Annotated in this window: 13 protein-coding genes; 6 read left to right on the top strand and 7 right to left on the bottom strand. The window is 65.3% G+C overall.

Features of this window, described 5'->3' with window-relative positions:
- Positions 1-277: 277 nt before the first annotated feature.
- The 5 genes from XARJCFBP2528_RS20890 to XARJCFBP2528_RS20870 all read right to left on the bottom strand — a co-directional run bounded on the left by XARJCFBP2528_RS20890 (position 278) and on the right by XARJCFBP2528_RS20870 (position 7906).
- On the bottom strand, positions 278-1297 hold the full coding sequence (locus XARJCFBP2528_RS20890; RefSeq protein WP_016904635.1) for an energy transducer TonB: 1020 nt from the start codon (positions 1295-1297) through the stop codon (positions 278-280).
- A gap of 132 nt (positions 1298-1429) precedes the next feature.
- A complete protein-coding gene (locus tag XARJCFBP2528_RS20885) occupies positions 1430-2995 on the bottom strand; it encodes a tryptophan halogenase family protein (RefSeq protein ID WP_016904636.1) in 1566 nt (521 codons plus the stop codon).
- Positions 2996-3007: 12 nt separating this feature from the next.
- Entirely contained in the window at positions 3008-4021 is a 1014-nt protein-coding gene (locus XARJCFBP2528_RS20880; RefSeq protein WP_016904637.1) for a cupin-like domain-containing protein, read from the bottom strand.
- A complete protein-coding gene (locus tag XARJCFBP2528_RS20875; RefSeq protein ID WP_016904638.1) occupies positions 4011-4712 on the bottom strand; it encodes a SapC family protein in 702 nt (233 codons plus the stop codon). The genes XARJCFBP2528_RS20880 and XARJCFBP2528_RS20875 overlap by 11 nt, the downstream gene beginning before the upstream one ends.
- A 179-nt stretch (positions 4713-4891) precedes the next feature.
- Positions 4892-7906 (bottom strand): TonB-dependent receptor, encoded by a 3015-nt coding sequence (locus XARJCFBP2528_RS20870; RefSeq protein WP_047125047.1) that lies wholly within the window; start codon positions 7904-7906, stop codon positions 4892-4894.
- 252 nt (positions 7907-8158) lie between these two features.
- On the opposite strand from XARJCFBP2528_RS20870, the gene XARJCFBP2528_RS20865 reads away from it, so the two are divergent.
- From XARJCFBP2528_RS20865 to XARJCFBP2528_RS20855, 3 genes are all read left to right on the top strand, one after another.
- Positions 8159-8848: a glutathione binding-like protein gene (locus XARJCFBP2528_RS20865; RefSeq protein ID WP_016902799.1), complete on the top strand. Its 690-nt coding sequence runs from the start codon at positions 8159-8161 to the stop codon at positions 8846-8848.
- A gap of 349 nt (positions 8849-9197) precedes the next feature.
- Positions 9198-11426: a S9 family peptidase gene (locus XARJCFBP2528_RS20860; protein WP_016902798.1), complete on the top strand. Its 2229-nt coding sequence runs from the start codon at positions 9198-9200 to the stop codon at positions 11424-11426.
- 344 nt (positions 11427-11770) lie between these two features.
- Complete coding sequence (locus XARJCFBP2528_RS20855) at positions 11771-13573, top strand: DUF885 domain-containing protein (protein ID WP_026064394.1); 1803 nt, start codon at positions 11771-11773, stop codon at positions 13571-13573.
- Between the two features lie 927 nt (positions 13574-14500).
- Here XARJCFBP2528_RS20855 and XARJCFBP2528_RS20850 read toward each other — a convergent pair.
- Entirely contained in the window at positions 14501-14938 is a 438-nt protein-coding gene (locus XARJCFBP2528_RS20850) for a hypothetical protein (RefSeq protein WP_016902796.1), read from the bottom strand.
- A 198-nt stretch (positions 14939-15136) separates the two neighbouring features.
- Here XARJCFBP2528_RS20850 and XARJCFBP2528_RS20845 point away from each other — a divergent pair, with 198 nt between their 5' ends.
- The 3 genes from XARJCFBP2528_RS20845 to XARJCFBP2528_RS20835 all read left to right on the top strand — a co-directional run bounded on the left by XARJCFBP2528_RS20845 (position 15137) and on the right by XARJCFBP2528_RS20835 (position 19498).
- Positions 15137-15379 (top strand): hypothetical protein, encoded by a 243-nt coding sequence (locus XARJCFBP2528_RS20845; protein ID WP_005989387.1) that lies wholly within the window; start codon positions 15137-15139, stop codon positions 15377-15379.
- Positions 15380-15643: 264 nt separating this feature from the next.
- On the top strand, positions 15644-16633 hold the full coding sequence (gene hemB, locus XARJCFBP2528_RS20840) for a porphobilinogen synthase (protein WP_026064393.1): 990 nt from the start codon (positions 15644-15646) through the stop codon (positions 16631-16633).
- 345 nt (positions 16634-16978) lie between these two features.
- Positions 16979-19498, top strand: a complete 2520-nt coding sequence (locus tag XARJCFBP2528_RS20835; RefSeq protein WP_016902794.1) for a PepSY domain-containing protein — start codon at positions 16979-16981, stop codon at positions 19496-19498.
- A gap of 48 nt (positions 19499-19546) precedes the next feature.
- On the opposite strand, the gene XARJCFBP2528_RS23640 is transcribed toward XARJCFBP2528_RS20835, so the two are convergent.
- Positions 19547-19756: a hypothetical protein gene (locus XARJCFBP2528_RS23640; RefSeq protein ID WP_155410739.1), complete on the bottom strand. Its 210-nt coding sequence runs from the start codon at positions 19754-19756 to the stop codon at positions 19547-19549.
- Between the last annotated feature and the right edge of the window lie 526 nt (positions 19757-20282).

Genomic DNA, 20282 nt, shown 5'->3' with positions numbered 1-20282 from the left:
AGATTTTCGGTAACTCAATTGCTTAAGTGAACAGCATTACGCATCGCTGCGGGCTTTTTGTTTGGTGCCCGACATTCGCCGGGCGTGCAGTGCATCGATCATCGGCAGCCATCAGCCATCAGCCATCAGCCATCAGCCATCAGCCAGCAATCAACAAACGATCGACCAATCAAGCGATCAACGACCAAGCGATCAAGCGATCAACCAAGCAACCAAGCGATCAACCAACAGACTCACTCAACCGCATGCAGAACGACTCGATCGCCCAACGCCCCACTCAACCGCCCGGGTTGAACGATAACGTGCGCCGCGTGGTCACCGGGGCAGCCACCGGTTCGAAGCGCCAGCGCTTGACCGCATTGAGCGCTTCGCGGTCGAACACGCGCGGCGGGGTGGCGCGCAGCACGCGCGAGGCGGTGATCGAGCCGTCGGTGCCGACGGTGATCTCCACCAGCACTTCGCCGGAGGTGCCGGCGCGCAGCGCTTCCGGCGGGTAACGCGGTGCCGGGGTGCTGATCGGGCGCAGCGACTGCGCGGCCGGTGCAGCTGCGGCAGTCGCCGGGGCCGGGCGCGGGGCGGCCGGAGTTGGAGCCGGCGTCGGGGTCTCGGCCTGACGGCGCGCGGCGGCCTGGCGTTCGGCCTCTGCGCTCTGCTGGCGGGCGGCTTCCTGTTGCGCGGCGATCTGCTGCGCAGCGGCCGCCTCGCGGGTCTGCTGCTCGGCCAGACGCTTCTGCTCGGCGGCCTGCTTGGCCTTGTCTTCGACCAGCTTCTTGGCCTGCTCGGCATCCTGCTCGGAGCGGCTGGCGGCGGTCTTCATGCCGGTCTCCAGGCCGCTCTTCAGGCGCGGCAGTGCCGGTGCCTTGGGGTCGACCTTTTCGATCAACGCGATCAGGCGCTGCGCTTCGGGGAATTCTTCGCGGCTGATGCCCTGTTCGGCGGCGATCAGCGTGTACGGCAGCAGATCGGTCAGCGCGCTGTTGACGGTGGCGTCCTGCGGCTGCTTTTCACGCAAGGCCAGGTAGTACTCCACCGCGTTGTCGCCGGCCGGTGCGTACATGCGATTGTCCTGCAAGGCCTTGGTGGCCGATGCGCGCAACTGGTCGGCGGCCATCGATTGCACCTGCGGCGACACTGCCGTAGCCGGCGTCGGCGCGGCGGCCGGTGCCGCAGGCGTGGCGCCGGTGGCAGGCGCGGTGGTGGCGGCCTTGTCGTCCTGCTTGGAGCAGGCGGCCAGGCCGACCAACAAAATGACCGGCGCGATCCGGCGTGCCATACGGCCCTGTGTCAGATCCAACATGCGTCCCCCTTACCCCGATTGCGAAAGATGCTGCGGCGAGGCCGGCCATTGTTCCCGCAATGGACGGCAAAGCGGCAATCTAGCATTGCTGGGGCGGTCTAAGCCAAGGGGGGCGCCTGCCGGGCGCGAAATTCATCGCACTCCGGTGACCAGTGCGGCGTCGGCCGGCAGCCGCGTGGCCGGCTCGGGCAGCGGCGGCGCAGGGCAGTAGCGGCGCAGGAAGTCCGCATGCGCAGGCAGCCGCGCCAATGCGGCATCGACCCGTGTGCGGATGGTTTCCAGGAAATGACGAAGCTCGGCATCGCCCATCAGATCGGCCACCGGGTGGTGCTGCTTCGGCGTGATGCCCTGGCCCAGCATCACCTGCACCCAGGAATTTTCTGCAAACAGCTCGTTGGCCTGGTGGAACACCCGCCCGCTCTGGCGGAACAACTCCACCCGGTGCCGCAGCGTGTCGGGGATGTCCATCGCCGCGCAATCGCGCCAGAACGGCGTGTCGCGGCGGTCGGTGGCGTGGTAGTGCAGGATCACGAAATCGCGGATATGGGTGATTTCGGCGGCGGCCTGGCGGTTGTATTCGGCGATGTCGACATCGTTGATGACCTGCGGAAAGGTCTGCATCAGCCGGATGATGCCGCGCTGGATCAGATGGATGTTGGTCGATTCCAACGGCTCCAGAAAGCCGCTGGCCAGGCCCAGCGCCACGCAGTTCTTTTCCCATACCCGATGCCGCTGATTGGGCGTGAAGCGCAGTGCGCGCGGCTGGGTCAGTGCGCGGCCGCTGAGATTGCGCTGCAGCACCTGTGCGGCGCTGTTCTGGTCCATGTAGCGGCTGGAGTACACGATGCCGTTGCCGACCCGGTGCTGCAGCGGTATGCGCCACATCCAGCCCGCCTGATCGGCGCGCGAGCGGGTGTAGGGCACCGGCGCGCCGACCGATTCGGTCTGCACCGCCAGTGCGCTGTCGGCGAACAGCCACTGCGACCAATCGTCGGTGCCCACGCCCAGCGTCTTGCCGATCAGCAGGCCGGCAAAGCCGGTGCAATCCAGGAACAGATCGCCTTCCACCCGCGTGCCGTTGTCCAGCGTCAGCGCGGTGAGATAGCCACTGTGCGCGTGGGTCTCCACGTTGCCGATGCGGCCTTCGATACGCTGCACGCCGAAGCCTTCGCTGAAGCGGCGCAGGAAGCGCGCGTACAGGCCGGCATCCAGGTGGTAGGCGTAATTCATGCCGCCATTGGGCAGATGCGCAAAGCGGCCTTCCTGCGCGGCGCGCAGTTCCAGGCAGTAGTCGCCGAAGTCGCGCGCCAGGCCACGCTGCCGGCCCTTCAACCAGAAATGCTGGAAGCCCGCGCTCCAGTGATCGGTGCCGGTGTGGCCGAAGGAATGGATGTAGTGCCGGTCCACATCGCGCCAGTGTTCGAAGCCGATGCCCAGCTTGATGGTGGCCTGCGTGGCGGCCATGAACGCGGCTTCGTCGATTTCCAGCAGGCGGTGGAAGGTGACCAGGCTGGGGATGGTGGCTTCGCCCACGCCCACGGTGCCGATCTCGTCCGATTCCACCAGTACGATCTGCAGGTGCCGGCCCAGCACTTTGGATAACGCGGCGGCGGCCATCCAGCCGGCGGTGCCGCCACCGGCGATGACGACGCGGCGTACCGGGCGCTGTTGTGGGTCGGAAGGGGCGGTGTCGGTCATGGCGTCAGATCCTCAGCGATTCAGGCGTTGCAGCAACCGCGCGCGCAGGCTGCGGGCACGGGCCTCGTCCATCGGCGCCAGGACGCCGCGTGCAGACTCCGGCATGTGTGCGGCGGTGTCCGCATCGGCATCGAACACGTAATGGTCGAACACGTCCTGCCAGATCGCGCGCTGTTCTGCTGGCAGGTCGCGGAGGGTGAGCAGCGCCAGCATCAGCGCGTTCATCGGCGAATCCATGTAGGCCGGGCTCTGCCGCCACCAGAAATTCACCAGCACGTTGAACGGCGTCAGCGCTTCGACGTGATGCCACCACATGCTCGGAATGAACAACGCATCGCCCGGTTCCAGCTCGGCCACCAGCGCGTGTTCCAGCGCCTGCGCATAGCGTGGAAAGCACTGCAGGTCCGGCGCGGCGATATCCACCAGGCTGACCGGCTGACCGGCCGGGGTGAGATCGAGCGGGCCGATATACAGATTGGCCAGTTGCTGCGGCGGAAACAGGGTAAAGCGGCGGCGCCCGGCGACCACGCAGGCCAGGTTGTCGGGCAGGTCCTGGTGGGCGGCGATGCGGGTGCGGTTGCCGATCCAGATGCTGGCCAGCGGCTCGCGCTGCGGCAGCGCGATCGGGTTATGCGCGCGCAGGCCGGGCAGGTAGGTGTCCAGCGTGGTGGAGCCGACGTAGATCGCCGGTGGCTGCGGGTTGTGCAGATCGCGCAGCAAGGTCTCCAGCACCACGCCCAGCGGCACGCGCTCGGGGCGGAAATTGAAGCCGCTCATGTCCGCGTTGTAGAAGAAGCGCCCGCCGATGTCCGGCGGGCCGACCTGTGCCACCACCGCTTCGCCGCGATCGAAACCGCGCAGGTAGGCGGCCGCCGCCTGCGCCGAGGTGGCGCCGGCCTGCGCCAGTGGCCAGTCGCGCACCAGCCCGCGCAACACCAACGGCGTGGTGGAGCGCAGCACGGCCGGGTCCAGCTGCTGCGGGTCCAGCCCGTGCCGTTCTTCAATGGCGCGCGGCTCAGCCAGCATGACGGCGCTGCATGCGGTCGAGCAGATGGCGGAACTGCGCGATCGAGGCCACCGCCATGTACAACGGTTCCAGATCGCCATGCCGGTGCAGATCGAGCAGGGCCGCATCGTCGAGTGCGCGCAGGCGTTCCTCGTGCACCGCGTAGAGCCCGGTCAGACGGCATTCCAGGCCGTTCTGCAGCGTGGCCTCGAACACGAACGCTTCGAGCAAGTCGTAGCCAAGCAAGCGTGCGACGAACGCCTGGCTCGCGGCCAGGCCATCGTGCAAGGCGCGCAGCACCTGGCTGATGTGGTCGAGAAATTCGGTGGTACCGCCGTGTTCGCGAAACAGCAGCTCGCCTTCGCTGCGGCTGATACGCGGGCTGTCCAGGTCCACGTGCACCATCGGCCCGTCCGCCTGCTCGCCGATCAAAAACGGTTGGCGCTGGATCGCCAGCGGCACGTACGGCGCATCCCAGCGCGCGCCGTCCAGGAACAGGTTCTCGCCCAGGCGTAATCCCAGCAATGCCAGCGGCTGAAAACTGCGCTCGCCGCTGCGATGGAACACGATCGGGTATTGCGCCTGCAGTTGGCGAAATTCCTGCGGAAAGGTCGCGGCCGACATCACGTCGTCGCCGTAGGCGGCGCCGTGCGCGGTGATCACGCGCAGGTCGCGGTGATCGAGGTTGTTCAACAACACGGCATTGGTCATGGTGGGGAAGACACATCACGCGGGGCGCGTGGCCCATGCTTGGACAGTTGCTTCGGCATGGCAAGTCCCGGATGCGACACATCCGGGAAACGCCACGAGAGCGCCGTGCGAAACCCTCCCGGCAGACTCGCTGCCGGGAGCGCTTAAAAGAACATCACTGCATGACCACAGCGCTCACATCACCAGAACTTGTAACGCACGCCCAGCATGTAGCGCGGGCCGGTCTGGGTGGCGTAGATGATCTGGTTCGGGTGACGGCCGTGCTGGCGCTGCACCTCGTCGGTGAGGTTGATCGCCTCCAGGCTCAGCGACAGGTTCTCGGTCCACTGGTAGCCGATGCTCAGGTCCAGCTGACCATAGGCTTCGGTGTAGACCGGGTTGGGCTGGCCGCTACCGTCGAAGCGTGCGGCCAGGAACTCGTCGCGCCAGTTGTAGGCCGCACGCACCTGCCACTTGTCCCTGTCGTAGAAGCCGACCACGTTGGCCGAGTCGCTCAGCCCTTCCAGCGCGAACTGCTCGCCGATCACGTAGTTGTCGTAGGTCAGGCCGGAGTCGACCTTGGTGTAGTTGGCCGACACGCCAAAGCCGCTGTCGCCGAACATGTGCTGCAGGTTGAATTCCCAACCGTCCAGCGAGGCCGAGCGCTGGTTGGCTGGCGCGGTGATGGCGAAATTGGCCACCGGATCGCCCGGCTGCCCACTGATCACGCCGGTGGCGTTGCCGTTGGAATCGTCCTGCCCGCGCACCACACCGGGCGCACCGCCGCGGTTGCGGAAGATGTAGTTGCGGATGCAAGTCAGGTCGGCCGAAGCGCAGCCGTTGCCCAGCGCTTCGTTCCAGTACGCACCACCCACCGGCGTGTTCAATCCCAGCGAGGCATCGTTGCGCGTGGTCACACCGATGTAGTTGTCGATGTTCTTGCGGAAGAAGCCCACCGAGGCGTAGCTGGCATCGCTGTAGTACCACTCCAGCGAGAAATCGATGTTGTGCGAGAGCAGCGGCTTGAGGCCGGGATTGCCTTCCTGGCCGGTGCCGCCTTCCAGGCGCGCGATCTGGTTGAGTGTCTGCCCGCCCTGGATATCGCCCCAGCCGGGCCGGCCGATGGTTTCGCCGTAGCTGCCGCGCAGCACCAGATCCTCGGTGAGCTTGAAGCTCAGGTCCAGGCTGGGCAGCCAGTATTCGTACTTGCCGCTGCCGCTGGCGAATGCCGAGTCGGCCAGGCGGATCGGCAACTCGTTGTTGGCGACCCAGTCGATACCCACCGCCACCGGCACCAGTGCCTGCGCCTCCACCTTGGTTTCTTCGTAACGCACACCGGCGGCCAGGCTGATCGGCACGCGCAGATCGTCCCAGCTGTTGTTCCACTGCAGGTAGGCGTTCTTGGATTTTTCGGTGACGCGGCGGTCGGTGGTGAACACCGGCGAGGTGCGGTACAGCGCATCGTCGCCGGCCACCTGCGCGGCCGCCTGGCGGGCACGTTCGAAGTCGAACAGGAACAGCTGGTTGAATTGCGCCGGGTTGCCGCTGCCGTCGATCGCATCGAAGTACTGTGCAAACGAACTGGGGATCCACAGATCATCCGGATAATCGGCCGCGGTGCCGGCACCACCCCAGGTGTCGCGCTGCACGTTGGAGAACGCCGAGCGGTTCTTGACCTCGGTGCTGCCGATGCCGAACTTCAACTGCGAATAATTTTCGAAGGTGAAGTCGCCGTTGACCTGGGCCTGGTCGATCTCCGACTTCATGTAGCTATTACGGAACGCCGAGCCGGTAACCAAGGTGCGCGACGGATCCAGCCCGGTCAGGCCGAAGCCCAGCTGCTGCTGCAGCACCGGGAAATCCTTGCTGAAATCCACCACCGAGGTGCCGCGGTAGAAGCCGGACACGCCCAGCGAATTGCTGGAACCGAACGGGCTGTCCGCACCGGCTTCGGCGGTGGAGCGGTGGATGTCGAAGTTGAGCTTGAACTGGTCGTTCACCGCCCAATCCACGTTGAAGCCCAGCGACTTGTTCTGGTTGCGGGTGGCCGCGTTGGAGCCGGCGGTGGCCAGATCGCTGGTGGCCGGATTGACGATTTCCGAATAGCTCACCGGCCCGGCGACCGGGCCATTGGTCCAGGCGCTGGCCGACGGCCAATAGTTGAACCACACCGACATCTCGTTGCGCTGCTGCTGGATCTTGTTTTCCGAGTACGTGTAATCCAGCGTGGTGGTGACGTTGTCCAGCGGCTTGTACTGCAGCGTCAACTGGCCGTTGGTGCGCTGGCGCTCCACGCCAACCACGCGGTAGTTGAGGTTCTGCGGCACCGAATAGATGTCATTCGGGCCGGGGCGGTTGACGATGTTCTCCGAGCCCGGCGCGCCCGGCTGCGGGATGGTGCCGTAGGCGGTGGAATCGCCGCGGAACGAACGCCAGCCGTTGGGCACGCCGACCTGGCTATAGCCGAAGTCGCGTTCCTGGTAGCTGCCGCTCAGCGATACGCCGAAGCGTCCATCGGCCGAGGTGTTGCTGAAGATGCCGGAGATTTCCGGTGTCAGCGCATCGCCCTGCAGGCGTCCGGGCAGATTCTCGTTGGAGCTGTCGTGCACGCCCTTGAGGCCGACGTTGGCATGCAGGCCCGGGTTGTCCAGCGGCCGGCTGGTCTTGATGTTGATGGTCGCACCGATGCCGCCGGTGGGCGTGCTGGCGCGGCTGGTCTTGAACACCTCGATGCCGGAGATCGACTCCGACGCCAGGTTGGCGAAGTCGAACGCGCGCGAGTTGGAGGCGTTGGATTCCTCGATGCTGGCGCCCGGCATCTGCCGGCCGTTCAACAGCACCAGGTTGAAGTCCGGGCCGACGCCGCGCACGGTGACGCGCGAGCCTTCGCCCAGCGAACGGTCGATCGACACGCCGCTGATACGTTGCAGCGATTCGGCCAGATTGGTATCGGGGAACTTGCCGATGTCCTCGGCCACGATGCCGTCGACGATGCCTTGCGCATCGCGCTTGACGTTCATCGACGAGGTCAGGCTGCCGCGGATACCGGTGACCTGCACCGCATCGAGCGTGGCCGGATCGGCCTGGCTTGCGCCCGGAACGGTGGACGCGGACTGCGGCGGCGGTGCGGTCTGCGCGGCCAGCGGCGTCGACAAGGCAAACAGCAGGGCAGACGTCAGACGCCGCGTGCGCGGCAGGGTGCGTGGCTCTCTCACAATGATTCTTCCCCAAGTGAAGATAAGCCGGCCCCAGGCGGGACAGGCGAAGGTCGATGAAACAGTCGTGCATTTGTGAGCGCAGCCTTAACCAAGTCAACTTGCACTGCAGCATCGGCCGCGAGCAATCGCGTCACACATCGTTCCAGTCAGCACCACGGCGAGCGCACGCGCAGGTCGCGGGCTTGGTCGTACCATCGATCGTCGAGGCGCGCGGCTGCGTGCCACCCCCCTGCCGAACTGGAGCGCACGATGATCGACCTGTACTACTGGCCCACCCCCAATGGCCACAAGGTCACCTTGTTCCTGGAAGAAGCCGGGCTGGACTACACGCTCAAGCCGGTCAACATCGGCAAGGGCGAGCAGTTCGAGCCGGCCTTCCTGCAGATTTCGCCCAACAACAAGATGCCGGCGATCGTCGACCACGCACCGGCTGACGGCGGTCCCGCGCAGAGCGTGTTCGAATCCGGCGCCATCCTGCTGTACCTGGCCGAGAAGACCAGCCGCTTCCTGCCGCGCGATGCGCGTGGCCGCATCGCCGCGCTGGAATGGTTGTTCTGGCAGATGGGCGGGCTGGGGCCGATGAGTGGCCAGATGGGCCACTTCAACGTCTACGCGCCGGAAAAGATTCCCTACGCGATCGAACGCTACAACGCCGAGGTGCGTCGCCTGCATGGCGTGCTCGACAAGCGCCTGGCCGAGCAGGCGTTCCTGGCCGGCCCGGAATACGGCATTGCCGACATGGCCAGCTATCCGTGGATCGAGGTCTATGCCGACATCCGCCCCGATTACGCCGAGTTCCCGCATCTGAAGCGCTGGCACGACGCCATCGCCGCGCGCCCGGCCACGCAACGTGCGTATGCGCTCAAGGAGCAAGTCAACCCCAACGCCGGCAAGCCGCTGAGCGAGGAAGAGCGCAAGCATCTGTTCGGCAAGCGCTGAGGGCGCAGTAGCAACAGCGCGGCACGCACAGCAGTTCCACACGGCGTCCGAGCCCCTCTCCCCCGGGAGAGGGGCTGGGGTGAGGGTATGCAAGTGGAGCCAGACCCACCGCCCCCCGTAACCTGCGCACCACGAAACGCGCATGCACCATCCGCAGCCCGCCAACTGCGACCATCAGCCCAAACGCACCTCTGCTCGCTAGAAACTGAGCGACAACAACCCAAGCACCATGCTGCAGCACACGCTCACAACCGCGCGCAGCCCTTCATCGCGCACGCGCAGCATCGCCGCGCTTCTCAAACACCCCACGCGCCCGCATCCTGTGTGCTATCTCAAGACAGGATCTTCGATGCGCGCCCTGTTCGCCGCCCTTGCCCTCATGCTCAGCACGATCACCACTGCCCACGCCGAAAAACTCACCCTCGATGCCATTACCGGACCGTTGCCGTTGTCCGGCCCGACGCTGATGAAACCCAAGGTCGCCCCCGACGGCTCGCGCGTGAGCTTCCTGCGCGGCAGGGACAGCGACCGCAATCAACTGGATCTGTGGGAGTACAACATCGCCAGCGGCCAGACCCGGCTGCTGGTCGATTCCAAGCTCGTATTGCCCGGCACCGAAACGCTCAGCGATGTCGAAAAGGCCCGCCGCGAGCGCCAACGCATCGCCGCCTTCGCCGGCATCGTCGATTACCAGTGGGCGCCGGACGCACATGCACTGCTGTTCCCGCTCGGTGGCGAGCTGTATCTGTACGATCTGCGCAAGACCGGCGCGGCGGCAGTACGCAAGCTCACCCACGGCGAAGGCTTCGCCACCGACGCCAAGCTCTCGCCCAGGGGCGGCTTCGTCAGCTTCGTGCGCGAGCGCAACCTGTGGGTGATCGATCTGGCCAGCGGCAAGCAGCTGCAGCTCACCAGCGACGGCAGCGAGACCATCGGCAACGGTGTGGCCGAGTTCGTCGCCGACGAGGAAATGGATCGCCACACCGGCTACTGGTGGGCGCCGGACGACTCGGCGATTGCCTTCGCGCGTATCGACGAATCCGGCGTGCCGGTGCAAAAGCGCCCGGAGGTCTATGCCGACCATACCGAGGTCATCAGCCAGCGCTATCCGCAGGCCGGTCAGCCCAACGTGGCCGTGCGGCTGGGTGTGATCGCGCCACGTGCCAACGCCGCTCCGCGCTGGATCGAGTTGGGCAAGAACCCCGATATCTATCTCGCACGGGTGGATTGGCGCGATGCGCAGCGGCTGACCTTCCAGCGCCAGTCGCGCGACCAGAAAACCCTCGAGTTGATCGAAACCACGCTGGCCAGCGGCAAGCAACGCGTGCTGATCACCGAGACCTCGCCGACCTGGGTGCCGCTTCACAACGAGCTGCGTTTTCTCGAGGACGGTCGCTTCATCTGGACCTCCGAGCGCAGCGGCTACGAACATCTGTATGTGGCATCCGAAGACGGCCGCACGCTCACGCCGCTGACCTCCGGCGCCTGGGTGGTCGATGCACTGCTCGCCGTCGATGAGCAAGCCGGCACGGTGTATTTTTCCGCCAGCAAGGAATCGCCGACCCAGGCCCACATCTACGCCGTGCCGCTGGCCGGCGGTGCGATCGAAAAACGTTCGACACCCCACGGCACGCACGCCGCCAGTTTCGCCAACAACGCCAGCGTGTATGTCGACAGCTGGTCCAACACCACCACGCCGCCGCAGATCGAGCTGTTCCGTGCCAATGGCGAAAAAATCGCCACATTGTTGAAGAACGATCTGGCCGATCCGCAGCACCCGTATGCCAGATACCGTGACGCGCAGCGCCCGGTGGAATTCGGCACGCTCACCGCTGCCGACGGCACCACGCCGCTGCAGTATCGCCTGATTAAACCGGACAACTTCGACCCGGCCAAGCGCTATCCGGTGATGGTGTACGTGTATGGCGGCCCCGCCGCGCAGACCGTGCTTGATGCCTGGCCAAGCCGTGGCGATGCGTTGTTTGATCAGTACCTTGCCCAGCGTGGCTATGTGGTGTTCTCGCTGGACAACCGCGGCACCCCGCGACGCGGCCGCGACTTCGGTGGCGCGCTGTACGGCAGGCAGGGCACTGTCGAGGTGGACGACCAGCTGCAAGGCGTGGCCTGGCTCAAGGCGCAGCGCTGGATCGATCCCACCCGTATCGGCGTGCAGGGCTGGTCCAACGGCGGCTACATGACGCTGATGCTGCTGGCCAAACACAGCAACGCCTACGCCTGCGGCGTAGCCGGCGCACCGGTCACCGACTGGGGCCTGTACGACACCCACTACACCGAGCGGTACATGGACCTGCCGGCCGGCAACGCTGCCGGCTACCTCGACGCACGCATCGCCACCCATCTGGACGGCCTGCGCGCCAAGCTGCTGCTGATCCACGGCATGGCCGACGACAACGTGCTGTTCACCAACTCCACCGCGCTGATGAGCGCGTTGCAGGCGCGCGGCACTGCCTTCGAATTGATGACCTATCCCGGCGCCAAGCACGGCTTGTCCGGCAGCACTGCCTTGCATCGTTACAAGACCGCGGAGGCATTTATCCAGCGCTGCCTGATGCCCTGAGCGGCCGGCAATCGGGTGCCGGGGAGACGGGACTGCAGTGGTAAACGGCCGCCGATGCCTGGCATCGGCGACATTCACAAGGCCGGTCGGGCAGCAGATGCCCATCGCAGCGTGGACCTGCACAGGGCGCGCGGTGAGGGAAGCCGGCGGCAGGTGGACGCCGGTCGCAGGCACGGGCGATGGCGCTAGCAAATGCTGATATTCGCCAGTAGATCGGCCAATTCAATCAACCTGGTAGCCGACCCGCAAACGCCGCCGCACTCCTGCCGACCATGACCTAAGACGCATTGCCGCAACCGCTGCGGATGGGTAGGGTCGCGCTACTCAACTTGCGGATCCGCCCCATGAAACCACTTGTTCTCGCCATTGCACTGGCGCTCGGTGCTTCGCTGCCATTGCAGGCACAGACCGGTAAGGCCGCGCAGGCCCAACCTGCCACGCCGGCCTGGGTGCAGACCAGCAACGGCTACGCACAGATCCTGCTGAACGCGCAGGCGCCGTTCCAGCCCGAATACGCCAGCTTCTTCGGCGTGCCCGGCTACGATGACCAGGTCATCGACCTGGGGCCAAACAATGCCGCGCGCTACCGCGATGCGATGAACAAGGCGCGTGCCGCATTGCAGGCCAAGCTGGCCACCGAGCGCGACGTCAATGTGCGCCAGGACCTGCAGATCATGATCGCTGCGGCCGAGCAGAACATCGAAGGCAGCGAACTCAACGAGCGCTACCTGCTGCCGTGGAACGATGCCCCGCAGCTGGTCTTCAGCGGCCTCAATGGATTGTTGTCCGACCAGACCGTGCCCGAGCGCCGCGCCAAGGCGCTGGATCGCCTCAAGCGTTACGTCGGCCTGGTGCCGGGCAGCACGCCGACCACCACGCTGGCCCGCCAGCGCTACGAAGAACAGCTTGGCAACACCACCTTGCTGCAGCCCACCCAGCGCGAAGTGGAGCAGGCGCTGGCGAACGTGGACACCTACGTCGCCGGCATCGGCGAGTTGTTCGCCAAGTACAAGATCGTCGGCGGTGACGAAGCGCTCAAGGCGATGTCCACCCAGTTGAAGGATTACGCCAACTGGACCCGCACCACGGTGTTGCCGAAGGCGCGCAAGGACACCCGCCTGCCCGAACCGCTGTATGCCTTCCAGCTCAAGCAGGTCGGCATCGATATCGCCCCGCAGCAGCTGATCCAGCGCGCGCAGCTGGAATTCATGGAAACCCGCTCGGCGATGCGTCAGCTCGCGCCGCTGGTGGCCAAGGCCAAGGGCGTGCAGGGCAGCGATTACGTGCAGGTGATCCGCGCGCTCAAGGGCAACAAGATCGCCGACGACCAGCTGGAAACCCACTACCGCGGCGTGATCGACCAGATCGACCCGATCATCCGTCAGCAGCGCATCGTCGATGTGCCCAATCGCCCGATGCAGATGCGCCTGGGCAGTGCCGCCGAAAGTGCTGCGCAACCGGCACCGCACTTCCTGCCGGCCCCGCTGATCGGCAATACCGGCCAGCAGGGTCAGTTCGTGCTGCCGCTGGGCAACCCGACCGCCGACGGCGCCAAGAAGGAACAGTACGACGACTTCAACTTCGGCTCGGCCGCCTGGACGCTCAGCGCGCATGAGGGTCGCCCCGGCCACGAGCTGCAGTTCACCGCCATGGTCGAACGCGGCGTGTCGCTGGCGCGCAGCCTGTTCGCGTTCAATTCGGTCAACGTCGAAGGCTGGGCGCTGTATGCCGAAGCCGAAATGGTCCCGTACGAACCGCTCGACGGCCAGCTGATCGCCCTGCAGTTCCGCCTGTTGCGCGCCGCCCGCGCCATGCTCGACCCGATGCTCAACCTCGGCCTGATCGACCGCGAACGCGCACGCCAGGTGCTCGAAGACGACGTCGGCCTGTCGCCGGCGATGACCCGCCAGGAACTGGACCGCTACACCGTCCGCGCCCCCGGCCAGGCCGGCAGCTACTTCTACGGCTACACCCGCATCCTCGAACTGCGCATGCGCACCGAGCTCGTCCTGGGCAAGAAGTTCGACCGCCTGGCGTTCAACAACTTCCTGCTCGACCAGGGCCTGCTGCCGCCGGATCAGCTGGCCAAGGCGGTGGAAACCCAGTTCATCCCGGCGCAGCTACGTAATCACAGCCAGTCAAATTGATTGACTCTGACAGCTGTATGAGGCTGGATCTGCGGCGCGGTCCCGAATGACGCGCCGATGGATCGACTCCATGTCTTCAGACTGCAGCTACATCGAACGGATGCAATGCGTTTCAAACGGCAGAAGTGATCGGCGCCTGCCGAAACTAGCCGGTCCGGTTCTTTGAGGCTGGGGACCGCAGGCAGCGATGCATCGTCTGATGCGCATGTGCCGCTTCACGACGCTTATCCAGTGCATCTGCACTCAATGGTCATGAGGAACGTTTTCAGGCGGCCTCTTGCCATTCCAACTACCTCGCTTCATCGCTTTGGGGCAGATCCTTTTGTACTGGTAATACGCATCGATTCCAGTCTGGGTCCATGGTCCGCAATACGGGCCTTTGCAGCAGACGGAAAGACTGGGTTGAACACAGTAGCCTAGCATCGGTGCTGTTGTCCCACTAATTGGATCTATCGCTATCCAATTCTTGTCGGCACCTTTGCATCCCTGTGTACAGAATACGAATGGGTCATTGTCGCGGCACACAAGCTTTTCATAAACGCTTTGCGCCTGAATCTCGGCCTGGCCTGCAAAAAACAATACCAATATCCATATCAAGTTCTTCATCGCTAGTCCTTATGTCCAGGGAGGTCAATAGATGCAATTCATCAATGATTGGCGATTTGATCATTCGCTAAGAGCACCCAATTCCTATTTGTTTGTGAGATGCGCAGGCGCTACCTGCGAACTCATCTGCCTGGGCAAGATAACGCATCCTATCTCGGGTTTCACCTTGTGGACATGCGTCCAAGCCATGAACGTCCGGACGCATGCGGGTCGGCAATCAAAGGTCGATAACGCTTTCGAAGGCAGCCATATTAGCTAACTGACTGGCCGCAAGTACGTAGCGACTGCTGTCAGCAGGAGAGGAGCAATCAGCAAGCGGTCCTAGTCTTGCGCCCCCGCCGGCACCCAGATCGCCATGCCGGCCGCACGCTTCTGTGTGGTCGGGATGCCGATGCCCAGGCCACCGCCGACCCGACCGCCGTAGCTGCCGCCGCCGACCGACAGGCCGCCGCCAGAGCGTTCGGAGCCCACGCCGACGATGACCACGCCGTTGGCGCCGAGCTTGGCGGCTTCGTGCTTGAGCCGTTGCACGGCTGCATCGGTCTGGCCCTGGGTGCCGAAACCGGCAGCGCTGGTGGATTCGAGCTGGGCGATCTCCACCGAGCCGACCGGCGCATTGGAGTACACCTGCACCTGCGCAGGGTCGATCGGCGCGCGCGCCTGGCCCAGCATCACCTTGGAATTGCTGGCGCAACCGGCCAGCAAGGCAACGGTGGCTGCCGCGATGGCGGCATTCCTGATCAGCGATTGCATGTACATGGTGGAACCCCCTGTGGGTAATGGCAACGATGATCCGGCGCCCGGACTGAATCGCTCCGGACTTTGCCGCACCCTAGCCATGCCCACGTGAGGCTACCGCCAAGCCGCCATTGGTCAGGGTGACCACCTGCCCACAGCGCCTTGGCGGGCGTGGCGCTAAGCTCGGAGCTTCTTTGAATGGCGAGGTGGCACGTGGGATTGATCAGCCTGCTGTGGGGCATTGTGGCGCTGCTGTGGATGGTGCTGGCCTTCATCCCGTTGCTGGGCTGGGGCAACTGGTTCCTGATCCCGTTTGCGGCGGTGGGCGCGCTGATCGCGGCGATCGCGCTGCTGTTCACCTCGGCCGGCAATCGCGGACGTGCCAAGACCGGTCTGCTGCTCAACGGCCTGGTGATCGTGGTCGGGGTGATCCGCCTGAGCCTGGGCGGCGGCGTGATCTAGCACGCGGCGTCGCCTTCCAGGCAGGTCACGCGAGCTCGAGGGGCTGTGCACCAACTGGCGATGGAGAAGATCGACGCGCGGCACCGCCGCCAGCCGTGCGCGTTCCCTGTGGGGTGAGCTGACCGCGTGGTCCAAGCGGATCACGCTTGCATCTGCATTGATCACAGCGTGATCCGGCCCGTTGCACCGCTGCGACACAGCGTCGCAGCGCGTTCGGCGGCGGGTCGCGGGCGTAAACTTGCGGGCTGCTGACAGGAGCCCACGATGGCCCATCCCCATTACCGTCCCCGCCGCATGCGCCACGATGCGTTTTCGCGCCGTTTGATGCGCGAAAACACGCTGACCACCGATGACCTGATCTGGCCGGTGTTCGTGCATGAGTTGTCCGGCCGCGCGCCGATCGCGTCCATGCCCGGCGTCGAGCGCCTGTCGCTGGACGAATTGCTGCGCGAAGCCGAAGCGGCCCTGGAGCTGGGCATTCCGGTGATCGACCTGTTCCCGGTGATCGACCCGGCCGGCAAGAGCCTGGACGCGGCCGAGGCCTGGAATCCGGACGGCCTGGCGCAGCGTGCGGTGCGCGCACTGAAAGCGCGGTTTCCCGAACTCGGCATCATGACCGACGTGGCGCTGGACCCGTACACCACGCACGGCCAGGACGGCATCATCAATGCCAAAGGCTATGTGCTCAACGAGATCACCGTCGAGGCGTTGGTCAGGCAGTCGCTGTCGCATGCCGAAGCCGGTGTGGACATCATCTCGCCGTCGGACATGATGGATGGCCGCATCGGTGCGATCCGCCGCGCGCTGGATGCGCAGGACCATCTCAATGTGCGCATCATGGCCTATTCGGCCAAGTACGCCTCGGCGTTCTACGGCCCGTTCCGCGATGCGGTCGGCAGCGCCGGCAATCTGGGCAAGGCCGACAAGGCCACCTATCAGATGGACCCGGCCAACAGCGACGAGGCGATGCGCGAGATCGCGCTGGACCTGGAAGAGGGCGCGGACATGGTGATGGTCAAGCCGGGCATGCCGTATCTGGATGTGGTGCGGCGGGTGAAGCAGGAATTCCGCGTGCCGACCTTCGCCTATCAGGTCAGCGGCGAGTACGCGATGCTCAAGGCCGCCGCCGCCAATGGCTGGTTGGACGAACGCAAGTGCGTGCTGGAAGCGCTGATGGCGTTCAAGCGCGCCGGCGCCGACGGCGTGTTGACCTACTTCGCACCGCAGGTGGCGCGTTGGTTGCGAGAAGGCTGAGTGCGCTGAGGCAGTGCTGTCGCGCCTTCCAGGCCGCAATTGGCGCTTGCAGGCTTGGCGCGATTCGAACATCGCAATGATCCCGCAGGCCGCGTCCTCTCGCGGCCTGCGCTGCGTGCAGCGCGCGCCATCCTTCCGGATGGGCAGGGAAGGTGTGGCGCAGGCAGCTTGGTCAATCTGCTTCCCGCGGACCAGTGGGTACCGGCGTTGCTGCAATAATCGAGTGACACAGCAGTGGCTGTCTGACGGCATTGCGTCAACGGCGCGAGCCTCCAAGACCCCACGCAAACTGCGATAACGATTCTCATCTACAATGGCGAGCCCACTGTTTGAGGCTGCGCGCGCGTGCTCAAGACCGTCCTGTTCCAATTGCACTGGCTGCTCGGCATCACGGCCGGGCTGGTGCTGTCGGTGATGGGGCTGACCGGCGCGTTGATGTCCTTCGAAAACGAGATCGTGCGGCTGGCCAATCCGGCCATCGCTCAGCTGGCACAGCGGCATGAGTCAGGCGAGCGGCCAATGCCGGTGGATGTGCTGCTGCGCCGGCTGGACCTGGATCAGCAACAGGCGGTCACCCGCATGCTGATCGATCCGACCGGCAAGCGTCCGTCAACCGCACGCCTGGCCGGCAAGGGCGGCGGCCGGGTGTATTTCGATCCGTATACCGGCGACAAGGTCGCCGCTCCGCGGCTGAGCGGCGCGTTTGCCTTTATCGAGGACCTGCATCGCCATCTGACCGCCGGCAAGCGCGGCCAGGCGGTGACCGGGGCGAGCACCCTGATCCTGCTGTTTTTCTGCGCTTCCGGCCTGTATCTGCGTTGGCCGCGACGCTGGTGGAGTCTGCGCACTTGGTGGGCAGTGGAATGGCGGCGGCAGGGGCGCAGTTTTCTGTGGAGCCTGCACGCGGTGTTCGGCACCTGGTGTCTGCTGGTGTACCTGCTGGTGGCGCTGACCGGGCTGACCTGGTCCTACAACTGGTACCGCGACGGCATGGTGGCCTTGCTCGGCACCGAGCCGGCGATGCGTGGCGACGGGCGCGATCACCGCCCGGCCACGGTGGATTTTGCAGCCGTGCAACGCACCCTGGATGCCATCCCGGCCACGCACAGCGCGGCACTGGACCTGCGTATTCCGCCGCGTGCGGGGCAACCGCTGAGCGTGCGGTTCCTGCCCGAGCATCCCGATCACGATCGCGCCTACGACAATCTGGAGATCGAGCCAGGCAGCGGTGCGTTGCTGCGTCGCCAGGACTATGCACTGCTGCCGCGCGGCCAGCAGTTGCTGGTGAGCATGTTTCCGCTGCATTCGGGCAGCTTCTTCGGGCTGCCGGGCCGCATCGTGGTGATGCTGGCCAGTGTCGGCATGTCGGTGTTCTTCGTGACCGGCTGGATGTTGTACCTGGATCGCCGCCGCAAGAAGCGCGCGCTGCGCGCTGCGCGCGATGTCCTGCACGGTGCACCGGCGGCCTCGCAGGCCGAGCCGTGGTTGATCGGGTTCGCCAGCCAGAGCGGGTTTGCCGAACGGCTGGCCTGGCAGGCGGCCGGGCATCTGCAGGCGGCCGGTCTGCCGGTGCAGGTGCGCTCGCTGGCACAGCTCACCGCGCAGCATCTGCAGGGCACCCGGCATGCCTTGTTCGTGGTCAGCACCTTTGGCGATGGCGAGCCGCCCGATACCGCACGCAGCTTCGAGCGCGAACTGTTGCGTCAGCGCATGACGCTGCCACAGCTGACCTATGCCGTGCTGGCCCTGGGCGACCGCCAGTACGCGCAGTTCTGCGGGTTTTCCCGACGCATCGAACAGTGGCTGCAGGCGCAGGGCGCGCAGCCGTTGTTTCCGGCAGTGGAAATGGACAACACCGATCCGCAGGCCCTGGCGCAATGGCATGCGCAATTGGCCCAGATTGCCGGTGCGCCGGTGGCCGTCGTGCCGCTGGCCCGCCCGACGCTGCTGCACTGGACGTTGGCAGCGCGCACGCATCTCAACCCGGGCAGCGAGGGAGCACCGATCTGGCAGATCGATCTGCTGCCACCGCCCGGCACGCAATGGCAGGCGGGCGACATCCTCGAAGTGCAGCCGGCGCACGCCTACACGCATGTCCGCGCGTGCCTGGCCGCCTGGGGACTGCCGCCCGACGCGCTGGTGCATGTCGATGCGCAATTGCTGCCGCTGCAGCAGGCCGTCGCCGAGCGCGTGCTGCCGGAGCCACCCACGCGCCCGCCCACGCCGCATCCGGATCCGCAGACCTGGCTGGACGCCTGCGCCTGGCTGCCGACCCGCGATTACTCGCTGGCCAGCGTGCCGGCCGATGGCGTTGCGACCGCGGTGGTGCGCCTGACCACAGACGCCGACGGTAGCCCCGGCCTGGGCTCGGGCTGGCTGATCTGCCACGCACCCGTCGGTGGGCAGATACGCGCACGGTTGCGCACCAATCCCGGCTTCCATCGCATCGAACAGGCGCCGATGGTGTTGATTGGCAACGGCACCGGTATCGCCGGTTTGCGCAGTCTGCTGCGCGAGGCCGAGCTGGCCGGCGTGCACGGGCATTGGCTGCTGTTCGGCGAACGGCAGGCCGCGCACGATGGTCTGTTTGCCGACGAACTTCAGGCCTGGCACGCGCGTGGCCATCTGCAGCAGCTGGACCGGGTGTTCTCGCGCGACCAGGCGCACAAGCGCTACGTGCAGCATCACTTGCGCGAGACCGGCGACACCTTGCGCCACTGGATCGATCGCGGTGCGGTGATCCATGTCTGCGGTAGCCTGGACAGCATGGCGCGTGAGGTCGATGCCACGCTGCGCGAATTGCTGGGCGACACGCGGCTGGAGTCGCTGACCGCAGCGGGACGTTATCGGCGCGATGTGTATTGAGCGCGGTCATGGCCACTGCATGGCTGCGTTGGAGCGCTAACAAAAAATCTAGCGCGCAGTCGTCAGGCGGGATTTGGAAGTTTCGGAAGAACCAAAGTAAACGACTTGGACATGCTGTTTCCGAGCATCGACCGCGCCTGCCTTGCGGTGAGCAAAGTGGTATTTGTTGGCTGCATTTTGCTGGATGCAGTTGAGAGCCTGGTTGGTCGAGGGCGCGATGCCCTCACCACCTCCGGGACACGCCGTGAATCCGTCCATGGAGGCTCCTTGGCGGCATCCATGCCGCCAAGGGTCCCGGAACCGGTAAGGACATCACGCCTGCCAAGTTGGTCGTGCGCTGATGGAACTGCAAAAAAGCGAGATGACTTAAGCGAGACGACTTAACGCAGTGGCCTGGCTGCTTGTATCCATGTGTGGATGACTATTAGCGATAGGGGGCAAACCCAATTCACCTGCTGCCCGCCTTCGACGGAAAGTTTTGGAAATCAGACCACGTCTGCCAGATCACAAGGATCATGCAACCACCGCTGCATCTGACCGCAGGCTGCCGCTCCCGCTTCTGACCATGCACACCGACCATCCCGACTGGTCCTTGCCCGCTCACCGTCGCGGGACCTTACGCGGTATGGATGCCGCGTAAGAGCCTACAAGGACGTACTTGCGGCGTGTCCTGCGATGGTGGGCGGGCAAGGGCCCTGCGACCAAGCCTCAGATCAGCAGCCATGCAGTCAGACCTCGTGCAGCCAAACAGCAGATCAGCAACCCTGCAGCGAGGACCCAGATC

This window comes from Xanthomonas arboricola pv. juglandis (assembly GCF_001013475.1).
Taxonomy (GTDB): domain Bacteria; phylum Pseudomonadota; class Gammaproteobacteria; order Xanthomonadales; family Xanthomonadaceae; genus Xanthomonas; species Xanthomonas arboricola.
The sequence above is the reverse complement of the archived record's forward strand: the minus strand, read 5'-3'. Positions and strand labels throughout refer to the sequence as shown.